17 protein-coding genes and 1 tRNA gene are annotated in these 20,102 nt (G+C 48.4%); 10 read left to right on the top strand and 8 right to left on the bottom strand.

Annotated elements, in window-relative coordinates:
• Nucleotides 1-7: 7 nt before the first annotated feature.
• From BQ7364_RS10160 to BQ7364_RS10175, 4 genes are all read left to right on the top strand, one after another.
• The gene (locus BQ7364_RS10160) at nt 8-1,225 is read left to right on the top strand and encodes an ABC transporter permease (protein ID WP_072684622.1); all 1,218 of its coding nucleotides are present in this window, start codon (nt 8-10) and stop codon (nt 1,223-1,225) included.
• A 198-nt stretch (nt 1,226-1,423) separates the two neighbouring features.
• Nucleotides 1,424-2,308, top strand: coding sequence for a DUF3137 domain-containing protein (locus BQ7364_RS10165; RefSeq protein WP_159432793.1), 885 nt, complete (start codon nt 1,424-1,426; stop codon nt 2,306-2,308).
• Between the two features lie 76 nt (nt 2,309-2,384).
• A complete protein-coding gene (locus tag BQ7364_RS10170) occupies nt 2,385-2,918 on the top strand; it encodes a LemA family protein (RefSeq protein WP_072684624.1) in 534 nt (177 codons plus the stop codon).
• Nucleotides 2,919-3,134: 216 nt separating this feature from the next.
• Nucleotides 3,135-4,220, top strand: coding sequence for a hypothetical protein (locus BQ7364_RS10175; RefSeq protein WP_072684625.1), 1,086 nt, complete (start codon nt 3,135-3,137; stop codon nt 4,218-4,220).
• Between the two features lie 219 nt (nt 4,221-4,439).
• On the opposite strand, the gene BQ7364_RS10180 is transcribed toward BQ7364_RS10175, so the two are convergent.
• The 3 genes from BQ7364_RS10180 to BQ7364_RS10190 are packed head-to-tail and all read right to left on the bottom strand — an operon-like array spanning nt 4,440 to nt 7,665.
• Nucleotides 4,440-5,204, bottom strand: a complete 765-nt coding sequence (locus BQ7364_RS10180; protein WP_072684626.1) for a sugar phosphate isomerase/epimerase family protein — start codon at nt 5,202-5,204, stop codon at nt 4,440-4,442.
• Complete coding sequence (locus tag BQ7364_RS10185) at nt 5,201-6,433, bottom strand: lipid II:glycine glycyltransferase FemX (protein WP_072684627.1); 1,233 nt, start codon at nt 6,431-6,433, stop codon at nt 5,201-5,203. The genes BQ7364_RS10180 and BQ7364_RS10185 overlap by 4 nt, the downstream gene beginning before the upstream one ends.
• Nucleotides 6,430-7,665, bottom strand: a complete 1,236-nt coding sequence (locus BQ7364_RS10190; RefSeq protein ID WP_072684628.1) for a peptidoglycan bridge formation glycyltransferase FemA/FemB family protein — start codon at nt 7,663-7,665, stop codon at nt 6,430-6,432. Before BQ7364_RS10190 ends, BQ7364_RS10185 begins: the two co-directional genes overlap by 4 nt.
• Nucleotides 7,666-7,864: 199 nt before the next feature.
• On the opposite strand from BQ7364_RS10190, the gene BQ7364_RS10195 reads away from it, so the two are divergent.
• The 3 genes from BQ7364_RS10195 (at nt 7,865) to BQ7364_RS10205 (ending at nt 11,030) form a co-directional block, all read left to right on the top strand.
• Nucleotides 7,865-7,940: transfer RNA gene (locus BQ7364_RS10195), tRNA-Val, on the top strand.
• 231 nt (nt 7,941-8,171) lie between these two features.
• On the top strand, nt 8,172-9,029 hold the full coding sequence (locus BQ7364_RS10200; protein WP_072684629.1) for a MerR family transcriptional regulator: 858 nt from the start codon (nt 8,172-8,174) through the stop codon (nt 9,027-9,029).
• A gap of 51 nt (nt 9,030-9,080) precedes the next feature.
• Nucleotides 9,081-11,030, top strand: a complete 1,950-nt coding sequence (locus BQ7364_RS10205) for an FAD-dependent oxidoreductase (protein ID WP_072684630.1) — start codon at nt 9,081-9,083, stop codon at nt 11,028-11,030.
• 198 nt (nt 11,031-11,228) lie between these two features.
• Here the strand turns inward: BQ7364_RS10205 and BQ7364_RS10210 are convergent, their stop codons facing one another.
• The gene (locus BQ7364_RS10210) at nt 11,229-12,401 is read right to left on the bottom strand and encodes a helix-turn-helix domain-containing protein (protein WP_159432794.1); all 1,173 of its coding nucleotides are present in this window, start codon (nt 12,399-12,401) and stop codon (nt 11,229-11,231) included.
• A gap of 257 nt (nt 12,402-12,658) precedes the next feature.
• On the opposite strand from BQ7364_RS10210, the gene BQ7364_RS18535 reads away from it, so the two are divergent.
• Entirely contained in the window at nt 12,659-12,787 is a 129-nt protein-coding gene (locus BQ7364_RS18535; RefSeq protein ID WP_255370397.1) for a hypothetical protein, read from the top strand.
• Nucleotides 12,788-12,805: 18 nt separating this feature from the next.
• Here BQ7364_RS18535 and BQ7364_RS10215 read toward each other — a convergent pair whose 3' ends face one another.
• Nucleotides 12,806-13,120: a hypothetical protein gene (locus tag BQ7364_RS10215; RefSeq protein WP_072684632.1), complete on the bottom strand. Its 315-nt coding sequence runs from the start codon at nt 13,118-13,120 to the stop codon at nt 12,806-12,808.
• 138 nt (nt 13,121-13,258) lie between these two features.
• Here BQ7364_RS10215 and BQ7364_RS10220 point away from each other — a divergent pair, with 138 nt between their 5' ends.
• Entirely contained in the window at nt 13,259-13,630 is a 372-nt protein-coding gene (locus tag BQ7364_RS10220) for a helix-turn-helix domain-containing protein (RefSeq protein WP_072684633.1), read from the top strand.
• A gap of 853 nt (nt 13,631-14,483) precedes the next feature.
• Here the strand turns inward: BQ7364_RS10220 and BQ7364_RS10225 are convergent.
• On the bottom strand, nt 14,484-15,791 hold the full coding sequence (locus BQ7364_RS10225; RefSeq protein WP_072684634.1) for an IS30 family transposase: 1,308 nt from the start codon (nt 15,789-15,791) through the stop codon (nt 14,484-14,486).
• 492 nt (nt 15,792-16,283) lie between these two features.
• On the opposite strand from BQ7364_RS10225, the gene BQ7364_RS10235 reads away from it, so the two are divergent.
• Complete coding sequence (locus BQ7364_RS10235) at nt 16,284-18,707, top strand: hybrid sensor histidine kinase/response regulator (protein WP_234973175.1); 2,424 nt, start codon at nt 16,284-16,286, stop codon at nt 18,705-18,707.
• 244 nt (nt 18,708-18,951) lie between these two features.
• On the opposite strand, the gene BQ7364_RS10240 is transcribed toward BQ7364_RS10235, so the two are convergent.
• A complete protein-coding gene (locus BQ7364_RS10240) occupies nt 18,952-19,347 on the bottom strand; it encodes a DUF2871 domain-containing protein (protein ID WP_072684637.1) in 396 nt (131 codons plus the stop codon).
• A gap of 21 nt (nt 19,348-19,368) precedes the next feature.
• The gene (locus tag BQ7364_RS10245; RefSeq protein ID WP_159432795.1) at nt 19,369-19,932 is read right to left on the bottom strand and encodes a TetR/AcrR family transcriptional regulator; all 564 of its coding nucleotides are present in this window, start codon (nt 19,930-19,932) and stop codon (nt 19,369-19,371) included.
• Nucleotides 19,933-20,102 lie beyond the last annotated feature (170 nt).

The following is a 20,102-nucleotide window of genomic DNA, read 5'->3' on the forward strand; positions in this document are numbered from 1 at the left end:
GCCGCAGATGACGCAGCTATTTGAATATATAAAGATGGCGGTCAAGAATATCCGGGCCAACAAGGGCCGGTCGATTCTGACGATGCTGGGCATTATTATCGGCATCTCCTCCGTTATCATGATTATGGCGATCGGCAACGGCGCCAAGGGAACGATCAGCGACGAACTCAACAGTATCGCCGGGGGTCAGATCTATATTTACGCAAGTCAGAACTACACCGCCGGGGAACCGGTGGCGATTACGGAGAAAGACATCGACACGATCAAAACGAAGATCGACCATATCAAGGGTGTGACCCCGACGCTGGGCGCCTGGGGCAGCGCGCTGACGCAGAAAGGAACCTTTGATTTGTCGATCAGCGGCGGCAATCCGGATCTGGGCGCGATGTCAGTGCAGCCGATGCTGCACGGCCGTTATTTTGATCAGTCAGATTTTGAAGGCGGCCGCCTGGTCGGCGTGATCGGCGAGTCGGATGCCAAAAAGCTGTTTGGGACGGCGGATATCGTCGGCATGGCGATCGAAGCCTCGATCATGAACGTCACCAAGGATATCCGGATCATCGGCGTACGCAAGGACGTCGAGGGCACCTTTGTATCCTCAACCTATGAAGGTGCGCCCATCTCGATGGAAATGCCCCATACCGCGCTGCAGGCGTTTGATATCGGTACGGAGGATTTCGGAAGCATTTACATTATTTCCGAGGGCAACGAATATTCCGCAGCCGTCGCCCAATCGGCGCTGAGCCTGCTTGACAGCCGTCATCAGACTCAGGGCAAGGGCGCGTTTCTGATGCAGGAATTCAATGAACAGATGGGGCAGATCAACGAAGTGCTGAACATGATCACGACGTTCATCTCCTTTGTCGCGGCGATCAGTCTTTTAGTCGGCGGGATCGGCGTTATGAACATCATGTTGGTATCCGTCACGGAAAGAACCCGGGAGATCGGCATCCGCAAAGGTCTGGGCGCGCGGACAAGCTCGATCCTGTGGCAGTTTCTGGCTGAATCGGCGATCATCACGGCGATCGGCGGCATCATCGGGATTGTTTTGGGAATCGGCGGGGCAGAGCTGTTGTGCCTGGTGATGCCGCTGACTCCGCGCATCAGCCTGTCCACAATCCTGATCGCGACGCTGTTCTCCTCGGCCATTGGGATTTTCTTCGGAATCATGCCGGCCCGCAAAGCGGCGAATCTTTCGCCGATTGAAGCGCTCCGCCGCGATTAACGAAAATCGCTGCGCTTGGTTTCTCAAGGAAAATCAACCGCGAATAATTCTCAAACCGGAACGGAAGGCTTTATGCCGGCAGCTCCGGTTTTTCTTCGGGCGCTTCAAGGAGAGCGGGCAGAGTCTGTCAATTTCCTTAAAAAGGGCAGCTGTGAAGTTTCGGCATGGTATAATAAAAAAAGAAATGGGGGAATCGGATTGAATGACACTTTAGCGCAGCTGAATCACCGGCGGGAAAGGATCATGGCGGTAACCTTGCTGGGCTACACCCTGATGGTGCTGGGAGTTCTTCTGTTATTTTCCAGCGTTTCTTTCGGAATATTGACCGGGATTGTCGGGGGCGGTTTGATTCTGGCGATCAACCTGACAGAAAAGCCGAAGTATGTCCGGGCGTATAAAAATCAGATCGTGCTGGCGGTATTACGGGAAATGTTTGAGGATGTTCATTTAAATCTCGACGCCGGGTTTAATCAGGAATGGGTTGAGGACGCTCATTTCATCCCGACGGGCAATCGTTTCTTCAGCGATGATCAGATATCGGGCAGCTGCCGCGGCTGTCTGTTCCGCCGCAGCGATGTTCTCACTCAGCAGGTGACGCATACCGGAAAAACAACAACCGTTACGACCTTGTTTGAAGGACCGTGGATGGTGTTTGAATTCCCGAAAAGCTTTGGGCATTATCTGCTGGTGCGGGAAAAAGAATTTCTGTCTAATGGCAAGCCGGGCGGCTGGTTCAGTGGTTTGAAAACCGAACGTATCGCCATGGAAAGCGAAGAATTCAATGAGAAGTTTGAGGTCTATGCTGAGGATGAACATGAAGCGTTTTACCTGCTGACACCGCAGTTTATGGAAAAACTGGAACAGGCGGAACGTGAAATCGCCGGCCGGATGTATTATGGTTTTTTCGATCATGAATTCCACGTGGCGGTGGATAACCGGCAGAACAGCTTTGAGCCGCCGGTATTTACGCCGATCACCCCGGCGCAGCTGGAAGAGATCCGGACGGAAGCACGGTTAGTGTGCGAGCTGATCGATCTGCTTCACCTCGCGGACAGAGAAGGTGGGCAACGGCCAAAGCCTTAAGCTCAAATTGTTACAAAACAAGCGGATTTCATTTCATAAATTACAGAAATAAACCAGATAAGAAAGGCGGGGAGGAATGATGACGATTTTGTTGATCGGGGCGATCGCATTGATCGTATATGGCATACTTCTTTACAATCAATTAGTCAGGTGTCGGATTAAATGTGAAGAAGCGCTGTCGGGAATTGACGTCGCATTGGTCAAACGCTATGATACGCTGACCAATATTCAGGAAACGGTGAAAGGGTATGTCAAGCATGAACAGACGACGCTGGTCGAATTGACGAGACTGCGCGCGACGATGACGCTGGCGGAAAAAGCAGAGCTGGCGGATCAGTATGCTCAGGCTCAGAAACGGCTGATGATGTTGGCGGAAGGCTATCCGCAGCTGCAGGCGTCCGCGAATTTTCTGCAGCTGCAGGAAACGATCGCTGATGTTGAGGAACACCTGCAGGCAGCTCGTCGGGCGTATAACGCCAATGTGGCGCGGTACAACGAGAAGCTTCAGATGTTTCCGTCCAGTCTGATCGCCGGCCTGATTCATGCGGAAGCCAAAGCCTTTTTCCAGGCCGAGCTGGATCAGCGTGATAATGTGAATGTTTCATTTTAAAGGAAAAAAGCAATCGGAGAGCTGTAGCACAAACGTTACAGCTTTTTAAATAGAAAGAAGAGCACAAAAGATCGGAAAAGGAAATTGAAAACAAAACGGTATTGAGTTATAATGAGCTTAGAAAGATTAACTCAAAAAAGTATTTTTACAAATTTCAATTCTTTTAGGGGGCTTTTCCTGATTTTCCGCAATATTAATATTAGGAGGCTTCTGAATATGAAACAAAATAACTTACTTCTCAACATTTCCGATCAACAATTACAGCAGGCGGGACTGACCCGCGCTCAGGCTAGAAAAAGTCTGGCCGCTCTTGATTATCGGGATAACGACGTGTTCCGTCATGTGATGAACGCGGAGAATCCGGTTTCCCGAAAGATTCTGACGATGTATCTCTCGGATTTGCTTCATCGGCGGATTGTGTGGATAGGATCGGAAGCGACAGAACCGGTGAAGGCAAACTTCCGGGAGAAAGGGGTCCGCTACGACGTCATGGTGAGGATCCGGGATGATCAGGGAAAGCCGATGCTGGTAAATTTAGAAATGCAGAATTATCGGATGGCGGAATCGTTATCGCTGCGGTCGCAGGGCTATGCTTCACGGATGGTTTCCGATCAAATTGAAGTGGGCGGCAGCTTTGATTTTATTCCTGTGCTTCAGATCATGATTACCAAGCGGATGCCGGAGATGAAAGCGAGTCGTGAATACCTGCATTACCACCGGTATACCAATGAAAAAACAAGCAAACGGATGCCGAAGGAACGCTGCCGGACGCTTTGGATCGAGATGGAAAAAACACAGGCGTTGGAGAGGATTCCGACAGAACAATGGCGGATTTCAGACAAGATCACATATATGCTTCGATACAGCCGGGATCCGAAAAAGCAGAAGATCATTCATGAATTGATAGAGAAAGAGGAGGTTATTCGAATGATGGAAGAAAAGCGGATGGATTTTTTAAAGGATACCAGTTATGCGATCGCCAAGATGCGGATGAAATATGACGAGATGGATGAGAAGACGGTGTATAAAAAAGGCATAAAAAAAGGGATGCGGAAAGGTGTAAAGAAAGGCGTGAAACAAGGGAAAATATCCTTGTTGAAGGAGTTACTGCGGCAGAAATGGGAATTAACGGAAAGCGATGAGAAAGTCTTAGATGATTTAAACGAAGCGAAAGTGAATCAGATCGTCCAAGTTTTGAATAGAATAAATACCTCGGAAGACCTCCATCATCAGCTTAAAAAACTTTCTGATTCAAAGCATGAAGCTGAGAACATAACTCAGCTGTTCTATACTCATGACTAAGTGGATCTGGACTTCGAAGGATCGGATTCAGGATAACGTGAAGTTGGGAAAAAGTTCGTTAGAGTCAAATCATGGAGATGAAAATGGAAAGGATAGAATCGGATGACGAGCAGGAGTCACAACTCACAATTCCAACTATGAAAAACCCCCTCGATTCGAAGATCAGAGAGGGTTTAAGAAACTGATTTTAAGCTGTGGTGGAATATCAGGGACACTTTTTTAAAGACAGACGCTGTGCGATAACCATTTTTGCAGAGCTACCATATCCTGGCGGAACTGCGCCGGCTGATCCTCTTTGACAAATTCCAGAATCAGCGGAATTTCGCGGGGAATGAAAGTCAGCCAGTGCTTCCAGGCTGCTTCCTGAGCTGCGAGCGGCAGCCGCGTGTTGTCGGGCAACCAGCTGAACACATGGACGCGCGTCAGCCAGGGCAGGATCGCCTCTAATTCCCGACTGTTTTCTTCCACGGTGAGCTCGGGATTAGGCTGCCAGTAGGTCTTGCAATTTGAGCGGTTAACGGCCTTAAGCAGCTTCACGGCGGAAGCGCTGTTATCCGTCAGCGATTTGCGATGATATTCAAACGCGACGTCTATCTCAACTTTGGCCGCCAGTTCGCAGCATCGCTGCGTTTCCGCAACAGCCCGCTGGAAAAAATCGTCGTCGGCTTGCGCGGAGGCTGTGCGCCCGGCCCAGATCCGCACACACGGCGCTCCCAGCTTAACGGCCGTATCAAGATAAGCCTGAAAATCAATGTCCGGATTAAGACCTTGATTCAGTTTGTAATAACTGCCATAAGAGAACACCGCCAGCTGGTTTTGACGGCAGGCTTCCGCAGCTCTGGCTGCCAGATCCAGCCGATTTGCGGGCACGTGGACGTCGCTGCCCCATTCGATTCCGGTACAGCCGGTTTCCCTAGCCAGCGTGATGATCTGATCGGCGGTCAGCTGACGGAAGGTGACTGAGGTCAGCCCGACCGGCCTCATGAATGCTTCTCCTGTTTGCCATACCGCAGCGAGATGAGCTTGCGTTTTACCCGACGGCGGAAGCGATCCGCCTTTTTCCAGCGGGCAGTGCGCGCCGGCTTGCGGATATAGTCGAATTCGCCGATCCGTTCCGTATAAACGGAACCAAACGAACGCTTGTAATCATACAATCCATAATGCGGATCAGACTTGTCCGTCACTCCGGAGAATCCGCACATGTCGTAATGCAGGACGCCGTGGTTTTTCATGTCTTCGACGGCGAACCGGTGCAGGTTATCCACGGCCTTGATAAAGTTGAAATCCTTGTGGTTATAGGTGTAAAGATCCCAGGATTGCGCGCCGAATCGCAGGAACAATCCGGCGGCAATCGCCGGATTTGCGCCGTATTGCGCTTTTAGCGCAGCGGCTTTTTCTTTTTCTTTTAACTTGGACTGCAGCGCTTCGGGGTCTTTGTGATATTTACCGCTGTCAATTTCCTGCTGGATACCGTTGATCATCTGATCAAGGTCAATTTCAGTGACATACAGTACGGCGTGATCGCCAAAGGCATCCAACAGCGCTTCAAAGAAGGACTGCGGATGCGGCTTAAAGCCCTGAATCTGGGAAAGCTGCCGTTCAAATTCGCACAGCTGCGGCAAATCGTCTTTGGTACCTAAGCGGGTTGTCACGCCGATCACGGCATGCCGGCGCAGACTGTTCTGGCGCGCCTTGGAAAAATGCCTGACGATTTCTTCGATGGAAGGCGTCAGGTCGATAATCAGCGTGTAGCGGTTGACCCAGCTGCCATTGTAGGCATAGCCGTATCCCTTATGCACAAACCCCAGCGATGTCAGCAGTGCTGTTATTACTTCGTGATTTTCACCGCCTTCGATCGGATTGCCCTTGATATCCCGCTCCATCCGCAAGACGTTCGGATCCACCCGCAGAAAGTCCACTTTGGCGTTTTCCGCCAGCTGAATCAATCCCCGCAGGCATTGTTCGCACAGTTGGGGATCGTCATAATTCAGGCAAGGTCCCCAGGGAACATAATAGTAGTGAATACCTGGCGACTTCCGCTCCAGAATCATCGCTGTGCCTTTCAGCTGTGCCTGCTCGTAGAAGCCGATAAAATGCGGCTGATCCTGCTTCTGCAGCTTCGCCCACAGCGAAGTTTTCATGTAATGTCCGTAGGGATGAGCGCTGACAAAGGCGTCCAGCTGCACATCTGAAATTTGTTTACAGGTGATCAATGCGATTCCCTCCTTAACCATTGCCGGCGTAATTCCTTAACCTTGGGCAAAAGCTGGGTCCAGATCGGATACAGCAGCGGCTTGCATGGCAGACTGAATTCGCCGAGATAGACGTCGATTTCAGGTGAAAACGACGACTTGAAGATGAACAGCCCGTCGTCCAGCGTGCCTTCCACGCCGCCGAAGTTAAACCGCGTGCAGCCTTGTTCAAAGGCCCATTGAATGCCGCGGCAGCGCAGTGCGTAAGCAGCCAGATAGCGGCGGTATTTCTCGTTTAAGCCGGAATACAACAGCTCGCAGGTCGTGCCGTCGTGAACTAACAACAACGCACTGACCAAAATGTCGCGGCCGTCTTCCTGAGCCTGCTGGCGCAGCCTGAGCTTTTCAGCGTCGAGATCGGCAATTTGTTTTTCCAGCTGTACGCGTTTTTTATTCGCTTTTTCGTCCAGCTCGTTTCGATGCTGACAAAGACCGCGTTGCTTTTCTTCGACCAGTGCCAGCGCATGATCATAATCCAGATGAGCGGCCAGAATGCAGGCATGATCGCCGAAGTTTTCCATGATCGTGCGGAAATAATCCTCATTGCGCAGGTGGATATTTTTACGCTGTTCCGTATATTTGATCATTTCGGCTAATTCGTGGACATGCTCAATCCCCCAAATTTCGATCTGAATGCCTTTGGCAAAACTGTTATGAATTTTCTCACGGGTCTTCTTCGGAAAGCAGGCTTCCCAGTTTTCCTGATGGGAAAAGCAAAGCTGAAAGCGCGGCTGCACCGTTTCGCTGATCAGCTTCGTATAGCCCGCAAAATGGGTTTTTGCCTTCGCCAGCTGTTGCGGAATCGGACTGCGGGCGTTCCAGGCGGCTTCTTTTTGATCCAAGTCAAAGCTGCCGATGATGAGATAGGGATCAAATTTGCATTCCACCGCACCCTGCTTCGCGCAGAAACGCCGGATCGCAGTTAAGAAGAACGCAGTCTGTTGGGGATCATCGTAGTCCATGATCGGTCCGCGGGGAATATAGGCCAGCTTCATGCCCAGCGGCAGTTTGCGGAACAGAATCATCGCTGCTCCGCACAGCTGCCCGTCGCAGGTCATGCCGACAAATTTTGAAGTCCATTCCTTCTTGACGTTGGCCCAGGCTTCAGTCTGATATATATTATTGCATCGGCTGGCACGGGTGAAATCGTCCAGCTGCTTCCCTGTAATTGACTCGCAAAACTGCAAATTCATAATGAGTTCGCCTCCAATGCTTTATTATAGCATACCCGCCCTTAACTTTCTCCAGTCGTTTTAAAATCCCGGCCAGGATCCATCCTGATCAGGGGAGAAAAAGGGAAAAAGGGGAGGCTGCAGGATGTTCCTTTTTTGACATTTTCAGTAAAAAAAGGGTTGCGGTTTTTAAGGATCAATGGTAATATATTAAAGCACCGGACGCTTAGCTCAGTTGGGAGAGCACTTCCTTGACGTGGAAGGGGTCAGGGGTTCGAGTCCCTTAGCGTCCACCATGATTAATCAGTAAAGCTGTCATCAAGACAGCTTTTTTCGTCTTTCTCCTTTCCCTTTCTCCGCTTGAGGAAACCGTGCCGTGAGCGACACAGCCGGCATAAGGAAGAGACAGGAAGACCCAAGTGCTTAAAACCGGAGGGTTTCAGGATGTTGATTTTAATAAACAATCTTGTGATATAATACACATAAAGCTTGTTTTGGAAATAAAGGAAAAAAACTGTGGAGGGAGTATGGCTTACAAGATTGGAGAAGTTGCGAAACTTTTGGGAATTTCTTCTGAAACCGTCCGTTATTATGAGCGGGAAGGCGTGATTCAATCGCAGAAAATTGATCAGGGAAGCGGCTACCGGTACTATGAAGCGCTGGATATCAATGCTTTGATGCGGGTTCGGATGTACCGTAATTATGGTTTTACCTTACAGGAAGCGAAGGAAATGTTGAACTTTTGCACCTTGGAGGACATCGCTAAACGATTGGAGGATAAAAAGCGGGAGCTGCAGGCGGCGGTGGATTGGAACAAACGGCTGTTGGCGTGCGCTGATCGGATGATTAACATTCATCGCTCCGCTTCGGAGATGCTTTGGAAATGCCAGATTGAAGAAAGTCCCGCGATGTACCGGTTTTGTTATCAGATTCAGGATCAGCTGATCGGTGATCCTGAAATACAAAAGCGCGTCCAGACATGGACGGAAAAGATGCCGGTTGTGATGCCAACGCCTTTATTTGCGAAGGACGATATTCTTGCAGGGAATAAGAACTTTGCGTTAGGGCTGTGCGTTATGGAGGAAGACGCTGATTTTCTGCGTTTGGATCCTCAGGCGAGGGGGATGGAATACGTTCCTTCCCAACGATGTATTTATACGGCAATTTCTGCTCAGGCTGGCGAACTGCTGCACTGCGGTTTATTTCAGCATGTTCTGCAATACATGGACGCACATCAGCTGGAATTGGCCGGCGACGCAATCGGACGCACGGTTTCCACGCTTCATCGAAGTACGACACAGGAGCGGATTCATCAGGTCTGGCTGCCCTTTTCAAAGAAAACATCAGATTTCAGCAGCGGGGGATTGACTCTAAAGGCCCTTTAACGTGTACTCTGATAGCAGGGAAAGATAACGCTTTCACACAGGGAGGGTAAGATGAGAAAATCAAATCTTAAGAGAATCGTTGTTTTGTTTCTCAGCGTGCTGCTGGCAGTTGGACTGACCGGCTGCACAGCGGCACCGAGCAATAATCCGAAGGGAACGGATGTCGGCTACACGTCCGGCACCTACACAGGGACAGGCGCCGGGCGCAATGGCGAGCTGAAAGTCGAGGTCACATTCACAGACAAAGAAATTACGAAAATCGAAGTCATTGAACATTCGGAAACCGAAGGAATTTCCGACTTGCCGCTGCAGCGGATTCCGGAAGAAATCGTGAAGAATCAGTCGCTGGCAGTCGATGCCGTTGCGACAGCGACCTTGACCAGCAACGCGATCATCGAAGCGGTCGCTGATGCAGTTACCCAGGCCGGCGGGGACGCGGAAGCACTGAAAAATGTGAAAGTCGAAGAGGAAACAGCCGGAGATTTAGTCCAGCGGGAAGCGGACGTCATCGTTTTAGGCGGCGGCGGAGCCGGTGTTGCGGCTGCGTACGCGGCGGCTGAAAATGGTGCATCGGTTATCGTTGTGGAAAAAACGGCGGCTCTGGGCGGCAATACGATGCGTTCCGGCGGCTATTTCAATGCGGTTGTTCCTGAAAATCAACAGACGCAGGTCATGACGGCAGGGCAGATCAAATCGGTTGAGGAATACTGCACGATGGAGCCGAAGGATGACATAATGAAGAACTGGCAGGAAAAACTGACCGCGGAATTTGACGAGTATAAGAAGTCTGGCGCGGAACATTTGTTTGATTCAGTCTATTTGCATATGCTTCAGACCTATGTCGACGGTGATTATGTCGGCAATCCGGTACTGATTCAGTCAATGTGCGAAAAAGCGCCGCAGACCTATGCCTGGATGCGGGATATGGGCTTTGACTGGAAACCGAAGTCAATCGTGATCGTTGGTTCGTTATGGCCGCGTGCGAACATGTCTCAAACCTATAAAAGCGGCATCGGTTTTATCGAAGTGCTGAAAAATGATGCGGAAAAGAAAAATTTCCCGATCGAATATGATCTGGAAGTCAGGGCTGAGGAATTGATTATGGAAGACGGCCGGGTGATCGGCGTCCGCGCGGTGTCCGCAAATGGAACACCTTATGAATACAAGGCCGGCAAAGGGGTTGTTCTGGCAACCGGAGGGTTTGGCGCGAATGTGGAAATGCGCGTGAAGTATAACAGCATCTGGGCTGATTTGGGGCCGACGGTTCCGACGACCAACAGTCCGGCGATTACTGGCGACGGGATTGTGATGGCGCAGGCTGTGGGCGCGAATCTGGTCGGTATGGATAAGATTCAGCTTTTGATCGCCGATCCGAAGACTGGCGAAACTTCAACCAATGTCGGCGATACGACGAGTATGTATGTCAATCAGGAAGGGCATCGGTTTGTTAACGAGTCAGAACGCCGCGACGTTTTATGCGCTTCAACGTTGGAACAGACCAACGGGATGATGTATATTATCAGCAGCTATCAAAACAGCCGTTTAGATGAGAACTATGTCAATACCTACGGCATTCATGTCGATGATTTGATCGAACGCGGAGCGGTTTACAAGGCGGATACGATTGAGGAATTGGCGGAACAGATCGGGATGGATCCCGCAACCCTGCGGAAAACGGTCGATGATTACAACGCCGCGATCGACGCGGGCTATGATGAGCTGACCGGCCGTACAGTCTTTAACGAAACCGCAAAGATCGAAGATCACGGGCCTTACTTCGCCAATCCGCGGACGCCGGCGGTCCATCACACGATGGGCGGGGTGGAAGTTGACGTTGACGCGCACGTCTTAGACGCCAGCGGAAACCAGATTCCGGGCTTCTATGCGGCGGGTGAAGTGACCGGCGGTTTCCATGGCGGCAACCGTTTGGGCGGCAACGCAATTTCCGAAGCGATCACGACGGGCCGAGTGGCAGGCAACAGCGTCGTATTGGATCAATAAGCGGAAATCCCGAAATTTGTTTAAACAAATTTCGTGTAAATTCAAATAAGTGTACTCAAGAATAGAACAAAAGAATAACCGGAACAAAGGGCGCATTGATCAATGCGCTCTTTTGGCTGATATTGGGATAACCTTTCGCCGGCTCAGGCTTATGCTGAAATGAGTGCGGCTACGATGCAGGATATTCAGTATTCCTTATTATTCCCATCCCTGCAGAAGCTCGGCAAGCCGCTGCAGGCACTGACTTTTTTTCACATATTTGTGCTTTTCGTCATAGTAATTGATCAAAAGCGTCAGATAGAAACGTTTCTGATTCAGATCAAGACAGCTTCGGCCATGTTTTAACAAGGTGATCAACAGCTTATCCCGATGTGGATCCTGATCGCCGACAGCATTCATGACTCGCATCAGATCCTGAAACGGCTGAGAGCGAAATTCCTTCGCCGACGCCAAACGTTTCATGCTTGCGATATTCCCGGTTTTATAATGCAGAAAACATCGCAGAAAATCCATTTCATCATTCGAATCGGAAACATCGGCGAAACGCGAAAGAAACGCACCGGCTTTTTCGTAGTGCCGATGGTTAACACAGCACCAGCAAAGCGTACAGAGAATGGCGGAACGCATTTCGGGCGTCAGATTCAACATTTTGCTTTCCAGAATTGACGTCAATATTGCGGCTGGCCGATCAAACTCCTGCAGGGAGAGAATCGCCGCGCTTTGAATATGACAAAAGATAAGAAACGGATAACAGTTTGCCTGCGTAAACAGGCGGGAAGCCGCGTCGCAATGTTCGCGGGCAAGCAAGATTTTCCCTTTTTTTGAATAAAGAAGGGAAGTGTAGTAATGCCCCAATGCGCCCATCAGAGAAGTTGGATTGCGTTTCAGGCATTGCTTGAAATGTGTTTCTGCTTCCGATAAATCCTGCTTTAGCGCGCTGATCCCGCAGACAAGCTCAAACAGGGCGCTTTGCGCCTCATCAAAGCGATCCTGCACGCTGATTAACAGGTGCTTCTGCTGAATCATCTGGCGCAGGTTTTTCGTCATGAGTGCATAAACAAAAAAGGCCAGATGATAATCGAGGGCCAGAGGCGAATTGAGATACCGTTTCCGGATTCGGCGTAAAGCCGGCGCCTGTTTCTGCGCCGCCTCCAAATCCAGAAGCAATGCATTGCGGACAAAATGTTCCAACTTTTGCTTCGCCGGGATCAGCCAGGCTTGATCTGTCGTATAATCCAAATCCAGCGCTTTCGCCAGCAGCTGCAGAATCTGCGGATCTGGCTGTGCTTTTCCTGTTTCAATCTGACTTAAATAGCTGGCGGAAATGTGGCATTGATATGCCAGAGCCGTCAGTTTTATCGCTTGGTCCATCCGATTGATCCGAATGATAGTTCCGGGAATTTGCATGTAAATTCAGCTCTCTTTCCTTTTTAAAACGCCATTTTCAATGAACCTTTGACGCTGATTTTTAACGGTAATTTAATGAACAGCTTCAGGTTGCGGTTCACTCTCAGTCCCGTATAATGAAATCGGCGGCCGGCGGGGAGCGATAAAAGGAAAGCAAAAGGTAAAAATTCAGAAAATTTCATTACCCTCAAAGCTTTGACCCATTTTATCAGAGCTTAACGATGGAAATGAACGGATTGGAAGAAAGCAAAAGCAGCGTACAGGTTGGAACCGGCAAGGCAGAAATAAAAACCAGTGCGGGCAGCACGGTTGGAAAAGTTCGGACTGACAGGGGTGAAATGTCAGCGTGATGAAGCGGGAGAAAAGCGTTACTGTTTTTTCTTTTCGTAAGCTTCGTAGACGGCCAGTTTTTCTTTTGTGGCGGCAATGACTTCCGTCAGATTTTCAAGAATGGTCTGTTCGCGGAACAACAGTTCCGTCATTTCCAGCCGATCCTCCTCGCCGTAACCGCCATATTTTAAATCGTTGGTCAGATTTTCGATCGACCGTTCTTTTTTGCCGACCTGTTTGGAGATCAGGCTTAGAAAATCAGCGAGATCAGCGCTGGTAAAATCGCCGATCCCGACGATCTCATTTAACAGCGTGTAGGCTTCTTCAGCATTGGTTGCCGCGGTGACTAACATATTTTATCTCCTTTATTAATTGACTTAAATCGAATAAATTTAAGTATAAAGCAAATATTGCCTTTTATTTCATTATAATCGTTTTCGCATCCGGTTACAATATCATCAGAACATGAAAACGATTTTTGCGAGGTAGTTATGAGCGATGAAAAGAAGGATTGTGTCGATTATCAGCGGCTGGGGCAGCGGGTCCGGCGGGCGAGGATAAGATTAAATCTGACACAGGAGGTCCTGGCTGAAAAAGTCGGCGTATCCATTCCGACGATCAGCCATATTGAAACTGGAACAAACAAGGTCAGTCTGGAGTTGTTTATCAAAATTGCCCGGGCGCTGAACGTGACGCCGGATGAATTGATCATGGACAGCGTACCGAAGCTGACTGCCTTTTATATGAAAGACATTCAGGAGGAATTGAAGGACTGTTCGCCGGCTGAATATCAGTTTCTGACGTCGATGCTTTCCAGCATGAAAGCGGCGCTGCGCCATTATCCGCGGGATGATGAGGAATAATCAGATTCTGTTTGGCAGCTGAAGCATAACCGATCTGTTGGGCATTGCCGTTGGTTGCCGAACTCGGCGGCTCAATCGGGTTTTTGAACATTTTGACTTCCCTTACGATCAGGGACAGGCAAAAGAATAACGAGAATTTCAAAGAAATCATGAAAAACAACTCTGCCAGGCGGCATGCCGTCCATTTTGGCATATCATGAAATTGTCGCCCTGGCATGAAAATTAAAAACGCCAGGTCCGCCATTTTTGTAATTGGGGATAATCTTGTCGCCGCAACAAAGAAAAAGCTAAGCAGGCATGATAAATCGACGCGACTTGATCTTAACGAGAAATAGTTATCCAGAAATCAATCAAGGAATCCTTTTTCCATAGAAAGCGAAGGAGATGAGATTTTCAGGCTGGATAAGCTGATCTTCAGTCTGTTTATTGACAGCTTCCAGAGGGAAGCAGAAGTTAAAGCGGAAGAAGCATAAACGAAAGCGGCGCAATACTTTCCTGAATGTTAAAAAGTTTGTTACATGGAATGCAACAGCGAACTGAAAGAGAACTAAAATATTGTATTTGTAAAATATTATAGCTTAAATGGTATAAAAACTAACAAGGTCAATAGTAAAAGTAAATGCAGGTAAAGAAGAAAATGTGTATCGGGGCAGAGCAAAAGGAGAAACAGAGTAAAAGGAAACAAAAAAAGAGCCAGATAATGAGGGAAAAGTGTTAAAATATCCGTAGAAACCAGATAAAAAAGGGTACAAGAAAAGATATTTAGCGAAATGCAATTTATTTCGTTGAGTAAATGCAGGTGCTAAATTCGTTCTTAGGCTGGCTTGTCAATGGATCTCCCTGTGTCTATTCTTTATTTGTTGAACAAACCCCGGAGGGAAAGGCAAACGTTTTCAGGAGCGATGGAAACAAGCCCTAATTTATCGAGCGTTTCGTTCCCGAAGAGAAGACTGAATAACTCAAGAGGCGAGTGATCATTCAGTCTTTTTCTTTTATAAGAATTGATATGGCTTGAAATGAGGTTCAATTCATCTTGTGTTAACTGATCGAAAGATGATCCTTTAGGATAGAATCTGCGCAACATTTCATGGTTATTCTCGCAAGTCCCTTTTTGATAGGAAGCAGCGGGATCACAGTAGAATAAACGAGACCTGGATTGATGGAAGGCATCGTTTTCAATCGCCGTCGGATTGGAGAATTCGGAGCCATTATCCGTCAGGATGACTTCAAATATTTTCTTGAATAACTCAGGACCGAATCGTTGTTCATAAAGTTGATCCATCTGTTGAATTGTAGCTTGAGAGGTATGGTGGTCGGCCAGGAAGTATAATTGAAGATTACAGGACTTGAAGAGAAACGTGAGAATCACCTTACCGCCTTTAATCCCTTCAACAGTATCCATCTCTACAACGGAGACATCCGGATGAGCTTGAACGAAGTCCAGGTAGTCTGCATAAGTTCGGTGAATCCGACATTGACTATCGACCTTATGTTCTTTCCGCCCTGATTTTCTAGGTTTTAAGCGGCACTTTCGAGGCAAATCTAAATTTTTGATACCGGGAAGCAGGTTGGCGTCAATGAGATTATAAATGGTTTTCTCATGACAAGGGAGAATATCAGCTTTAACCAGACAAGCATGATGTACGGATTGTTTATTCTCTTTAATAAGCGGAGTAAGCTCCCGCTGAATCAAAGCCAATTCAGCTTCGGTTAAATTAAATCCAGAACGGGTTTCAACGAGCCTCTGCCGATATTCCTGGTGGGCTTCTGCTGCCTTATAATCACGTTGTTCCAGGGAGCAGCGCTGACGCTGCCGACAGCCATTACAAACATAAGGAGGATGAGAGAGAGAAGGACAGCACTCTTTTTCATAATCATGACAAACCCGGAAACAATGACCACAAAAACGACAATTCCCCTTTTGAAAATGGCACTGAGGCTGACAGACAAATTTTAGCCGGCATTCAAAGCGATGGAGGCAATCGTTCATCATGCGAGACTGAGGGTAAGAAGAACGATCGCGAATCAGCAGATGATTTCGAATCTCGCGGGAGAGCGTGGTAGGACTCTTGGAAATCAAACGAGCAATCGTGTTGAAAGAAGAACCCTGATTCAACTCGGATTGAATCGTAATCCGATCTTGCAAAGTTAAGTGGCTCATAATGGGGGACTCCTATCTGTACAGGGAGATACAAGATGACTATAACTCATTTGCACGAGTAAATGCAGTCCGCGTCTTTGCAAAAGTAAATGCAATTCCTTTTAGTCTTAAGGCTGCGTTTACTTTTTCAATTCACTTAAAAACTAACAATATCCGTAAAAACAGATGTTTTTTCAATATGGAATTGTTTTTTTCTTATTTTAATTTATAATGAATAGGATTGAAGAATTTTCGGCCATCGCACTTAGAAAAAAGGCTAAAATGAACCTCAGGTGCTGATCAAACAAGTAAGGGAGAAAAAAGATGAAGTCTAACTTTGCTTCCAGTAAAGCAACTGTGGCCAGTACGCTGGTTATTTGCGTCATTTCGATTATTTTTTCATTGAGTTGCATTTATTCCATACGGAACATGGAGGCCGCGGCTTCCCGCATTTATGATCATCCATATACAGTTTCCAATTCCTCCCGCGAAATGCGTTCGCGGCTTTTGGACATGAAACAGTTCATCAGTATTTTCCTGACGGACAGCTTCCATTCCATTGAAGAAACAGAAGACCTGCTGAACAGCCGGTATACGATGCAGCAGCAGTCGCTGGATCGGATTGCCGAAAATTATTTGGGGCCAGCGGCGGATACCGAACGCCTGCAGGAAAAAATGAACGCGCTGATCGAGGCGCAGGCGGTCTTGCTTCAACAGGTTCCCAACCTTACGAACGTTGAAATTAACGATTATTTGAATGAGAATATCTATCCGATTTACGATGAAGTCAGCGACACGCTGACAACGATTATCACGTTTGCCAATCAGAAAATTTTATCGCTTGAAAAAGAGATGAAAAGAACAAGTTCGCTGGCGATCATCACCGCGATCCTGCTTTCCCTTTTCATTATTGTATTAAGTATCAAAACGACGCGCAATCTCGAACGCCGCCGCGTTCATGACGTCGCCGATCGGGAAAAAATGTTCGATTTACTGTCCACGAACGTCGATGACGTCTTCTTTATTTATAGTTTAAAGGACAAGCTGATGGAATATATCAGTCCCAACTGCACGCGGATTCTGGGATTGGATGAGGAACAGTTGGAAGACTATGATAATTTTATGTCGCGGCTTTCGGAAACGGACAGCGCCGCACTCTATCAATTATTTCATTCCGGCGTTCTCCGCAGCCAGGCTGAGCTGAACCTCAAGCTGGAAGTCCATGGACAACGGGAGAGCTGGCTGTTATTAAAAGTTTATCCAATTTTAGTTGACGATCAGGTTGTACGGTATATTATCAGCATCAGCGATCAGACTGAGGCGCTTCTGGCGCAGCAGAATCTGCGCGACGCTCTGGCTCTGGCGCAGAAAGCCAACGATGCGAAAAAAGACTTTTTATCGCGGATGAGCCATGAAATTCGCACGCCGATGAATGCGATTATCGGGATGGCGACGATCGCCGCGGCGAACATTCAGGATCAGCGGCGGGTAGAGGATTGTCTGACAAAGATCGGGTTCTCTTCCAAACACCTCCTTTCGCTGATCAACGACGTGCTGGATATGTCAAAAATTGAAGAAGGCAAGCTGACGATCAGCCGCGAACCGTTTGAATTCCGTCAGCTGATTCAGTCCATAACCGCGATCATTGATTCTCAGGCTCGTTCCCGCAATCAGAATTTTGAAGCGACGGTCGTTGATTTCACTGAAGAAGTCATTATCGGCGACGCAATGCGTGTGAATCAGATTTTATTGAATCTGTTGTCCAACGCCGTCAAGTTCACGCCGGAAAATGGAAAGATTCGCCTGGAAGTCCGGCAGATCGGTTTCCGCAACAATCAGGTGCGCCTGCGCTTTACCGTCAGCGATACGGGGATCGGCATGAACGAGAAATTTTTACAGAAGCTCTATATGCCGTTTGAACAGGCGGATGGATCAATTTCGCAGCGGTTTGGCGGAACGGGATTGGGAATGTCGATCACGAAGAATCTGGTATCGCTTTTAGGCGGAACCATTCAGGTCTTCAGTAAAGAAAACGAAGGGACGACGTTTATCGTCGAGCTGGCGTTTGATCGGATGGAAGCTTCGGCGCACGTTTCTGAGACGCAGAAGCTGGAAACGCTGGGCGTTCTGGTTGTCGACGATGATCAGGACACCTGTATCCATACGTCGATCCTGTTGGAAAAAATGGGAATTCAGGCAAAGTGGGTTCTGACGGGCGAAGCCGCGGTGCAGGTCATTGCGGATGCGCATGGAACGGACGACGAATTTGACGTCTGCTTCATCGACTGGCAGATGCCGGATATGGACGGCATTGAAACGACACGCCAGATTCGCAAGCTTGTCGGGGCGGATACGTTGATTATCATCATTTCAGCTTATGATTGGAGTCCGATCGAACAGGCGGCCCGGGAAGCGGGAGCGAACGCGTTCATTTCCAAGCCGATGTTTGCCTCAACGATTTATAATACACTGATGGCGGTAACGCGCCGTCCGAATTTCGAGTCCGCACCGGCTCTGGACTTACCCAAGACAGTTACGCCGCATGATCTTTCCGGCCGGCGGGTCTTATTGGTTGAAGATAACGAATTGAATATGGAAATTGCGACGGAGATTTTAAGAATGGCAGATATGCAGGTGGAACATGCCCTCAATGGTCAGGATGCGGTGGATCAGATATTAAATTCTGAGGCGGATTACTTTGATCTGGTCCTGATGGATATCCAGATGCCGGTTATGAATGGCTATGAAGCGACTCAGGCTATCCGGAATTCGAATCATCCCAACGCTAAAACGCTGCCGATTCTGGCTATGACAGCGAATGCGTTTGTTGAGGATATCGCGCGGGCCAAGGAAGCGGGAATGAACGCCCACATTGCCAAGCCGATCGACGTCAGCCAGCTGTATACGACGCTGACGGAAATCCTGAATCAGGCATAAAGACAAGAATGAACCGCTGAATCGGGAAAAATCCGGCTGGTAATGTAATTCCGGGTGAATTGCGCTGTCTAATCCAAAGTAAAAGAACTTGACTACTTTCCAGTCAAGTTCTTTATTAATTTGTGCGCTCTTTTGCGCACCGGCGGGATCAGGCTTTGTTTTCAATTCCGGGAGAATCTGAACGAGAAGCTGAATAGCCGAAGATCACCGCCAAAGCGAAAGAGCAGCGCTTCTTAAGTGTCAATTAAGCGCGGGAACGGATCAGATTCAGGATCCAGACTAACCCGACGCCCCATAAAATATGGCCTAAACCGGCGATCCCGGCGATCATGGCGCCGACTGCCATTCCCTGCACTTCCATCCAACCGTGAACTAAGAACAAGGCGACAGTCCAGATCAGGCCGACGTTATAAACGATGAATGCCTTGCGGAAAGAAGCAGTTTCGGTGAAATCAATGAACTTGCTTAACAGCGCGACGATCAGGAAAAATAAGACGCCTAACAGAAACAGATGGCCATGAGCCAGCGACAGATAAGTCCGGCCTGTATAATTGAGCATCCGCGTAACTTCGCGGTAGAAGACGCCGGCGGCCATGGCGGCCAGGGCATAGATAAAAGCGGTATTGATCAGTTTTTTCATTCAATGAATTTCCTTTCTTTTTTATTGGTTTTGAGTTTGTTCAGCTGACGCCAGGACGACTTTTAGCCAGTCCCGCAGCGAAGCATAGCAGTAACCGCGGTTTTCCAGACAACCCAGCAGGCTGTAAAACAGGAAAGCTGCCCGCTCGTTGAGCTGATCGTCAGTTTCATCAGGAAAGCTGTTCTTGAGCGCTAAGGCCAACTGATGGGTCAGATGTTTCTGGGCGTGCAGTTCCCGGCTCTTGGCTTCTTCTAAAGCCGCAGGAGATAACCCGGAGGCGGCATGCAGAAATTCTGCCGAGAATTCGTCGACACTTTCCTTCATTGTGGAATAAAGCCAGTCCAGCTTGACTAAAACGTCGCCCTCGGGAAACGTCTTCTGGTGAAAACAATTTTGCCAGAACTGCTGGACCACGTCCAGAACCAGACTGTCTTTCGTCGGATAATAGTTATACAATGTGCCTAACGCGATATTGCATTCGCGGGCTAAATCACGCAGCTTTAATCCGCTTAAGCCGCCGGTGCGCGACAGCTCGATTGCTTTTTCGATTAAAGTCTGCCTTAAATTCGGCAAGAGTTTAGGCAAAGAAATCCTCCTTTCATGATATGAACTATGTTCATTATAGGAAGAAGAAGCCTGAAAGTCAACGCTGACGCTCAAAATGAACAAAAAAAGAAAGGGATGAAAAAGCCGTAAAAGTGTTGACAGAAGCGATCTTGACGACTATAATGAACAATGTTCATAAAAGGAGGGAA

Origin of the sequence: Holdemania sp. Marseille-P2844 (assembly GCF_900120005.1) — a bacterium.
Classification (GTDB): domain Bacteria; phylum Bacillota_I; class Bacilli_A; order Erysipelotrichales; family Erysipelotrichaceae; genus Holdemania.

What these genes read in the sequence shown, in the direction of transcription:
- BQ7364_RS10235 (WP_234973175.1), top strand. Translation starts at nt 16,284, where the DNA reads ATGAAACAGTTCATCAGTATTTTCCTGACGGACAGCTTCCATTCCATT.
- BQ7364_RS10220 (WP_072684633.1), top strand. Translation starts at nt 13,259, where the DNA reads ATGAGCGATGAAAAGAAGGATTGTGTCGATTATCAGCGGCTGGGGCAG.
- BQ7364_RS10175 (WP_072684625.1), top strand. Translation starts at nt 3,135, where the DNA reads ATGAAACAAAATAACTTACTTCTCAACATTTCCGATCAACAATTACAG.
- BQ7364_RS10205 (WP_072684630.1), top strand. Translation starts at nt 9,081, where the DNA reads ATGAGAAAATCAAATCTTAAGAGAATCGTTGTTTTGTTTCTCAGCGTG.
- BQ7364_RS10180 (WP_072684626.1), bottom strand. Translation starts at nt 5,204, where the DNA reads ATGAGGCCGGTCGGGCTGACCTCAGTCACCTTCCGTCAGCTGACCGCC.
- BQ7364_RS10210 (WP_159432794.1), bottom strand. Translation starts at nt 12,401, where the DNA reads ATGGACCAAGCGATAAAACTGACGGCTCTGGCATATCAATGCCACATT.
- BQ7364_RS10190 (WP_072684628.1), bottom strand. Translation starts at nt 7,665, where the DNA reads ATGAATTTGCAGTTTTGCGAGTCAATTACAGGGAAGCAGCTGGACGAT.
- BQ7364_RS10240 (WP_072684637.1), bottom strand. Translation starts at nt 19,347, where the DNA reads ATGAAAAAACTGATCAATACCGCTTTTATCTATGCCCTGGCCGCCATG.
- BQ7364_RS10200 (WP_072684629.1), top strand. Translation starts at nt 8,172, where the DNA reads ATGGCTTACAAGATTGGAGAAGTTGCGAAACTTTTGGGAATTTCTTCT.
- BQ7364_RS10160 (WP_072684622.1), top strand. Translation starts at nt 8, where the DNA reads ATGACGCAGCTATTTGAATATATAAAGATGGCGGTCAAGAATATCCGG.
- BQ7364_RS10215 (WP_072684632.1), bottom strand. Translation starts at nt 13,120, where the DNA reads ATGTTAGTCACCGCGGCAACCAATGCTGAAGAAGCCTACACGCTGTTA.
- BQ7364_RS10170 (WP_072684624.1), top strand. Translation starts at nt 2,385, where the DNA reads ATGATGACGATTTTGTTGATCGGGGCGATCGCATTGATCGTATATGGC.
- BQ7364_RS18535 (WP_255370397.1), top strand. Translation starts at nt 12,659, where the DNA reads ATGGAAATGAACGGATTGGAAGAAAGCAAAAGCAGCGTACAGGTTGGA.
- BQ7364_RS10225 (WP_072684634.1), bottom strand. Translation starts at nt 15,791, where the DNA reads ATGAGCCACTTAACTTTGCAAGATCGGATTACGATTCAATCCGAGTTG.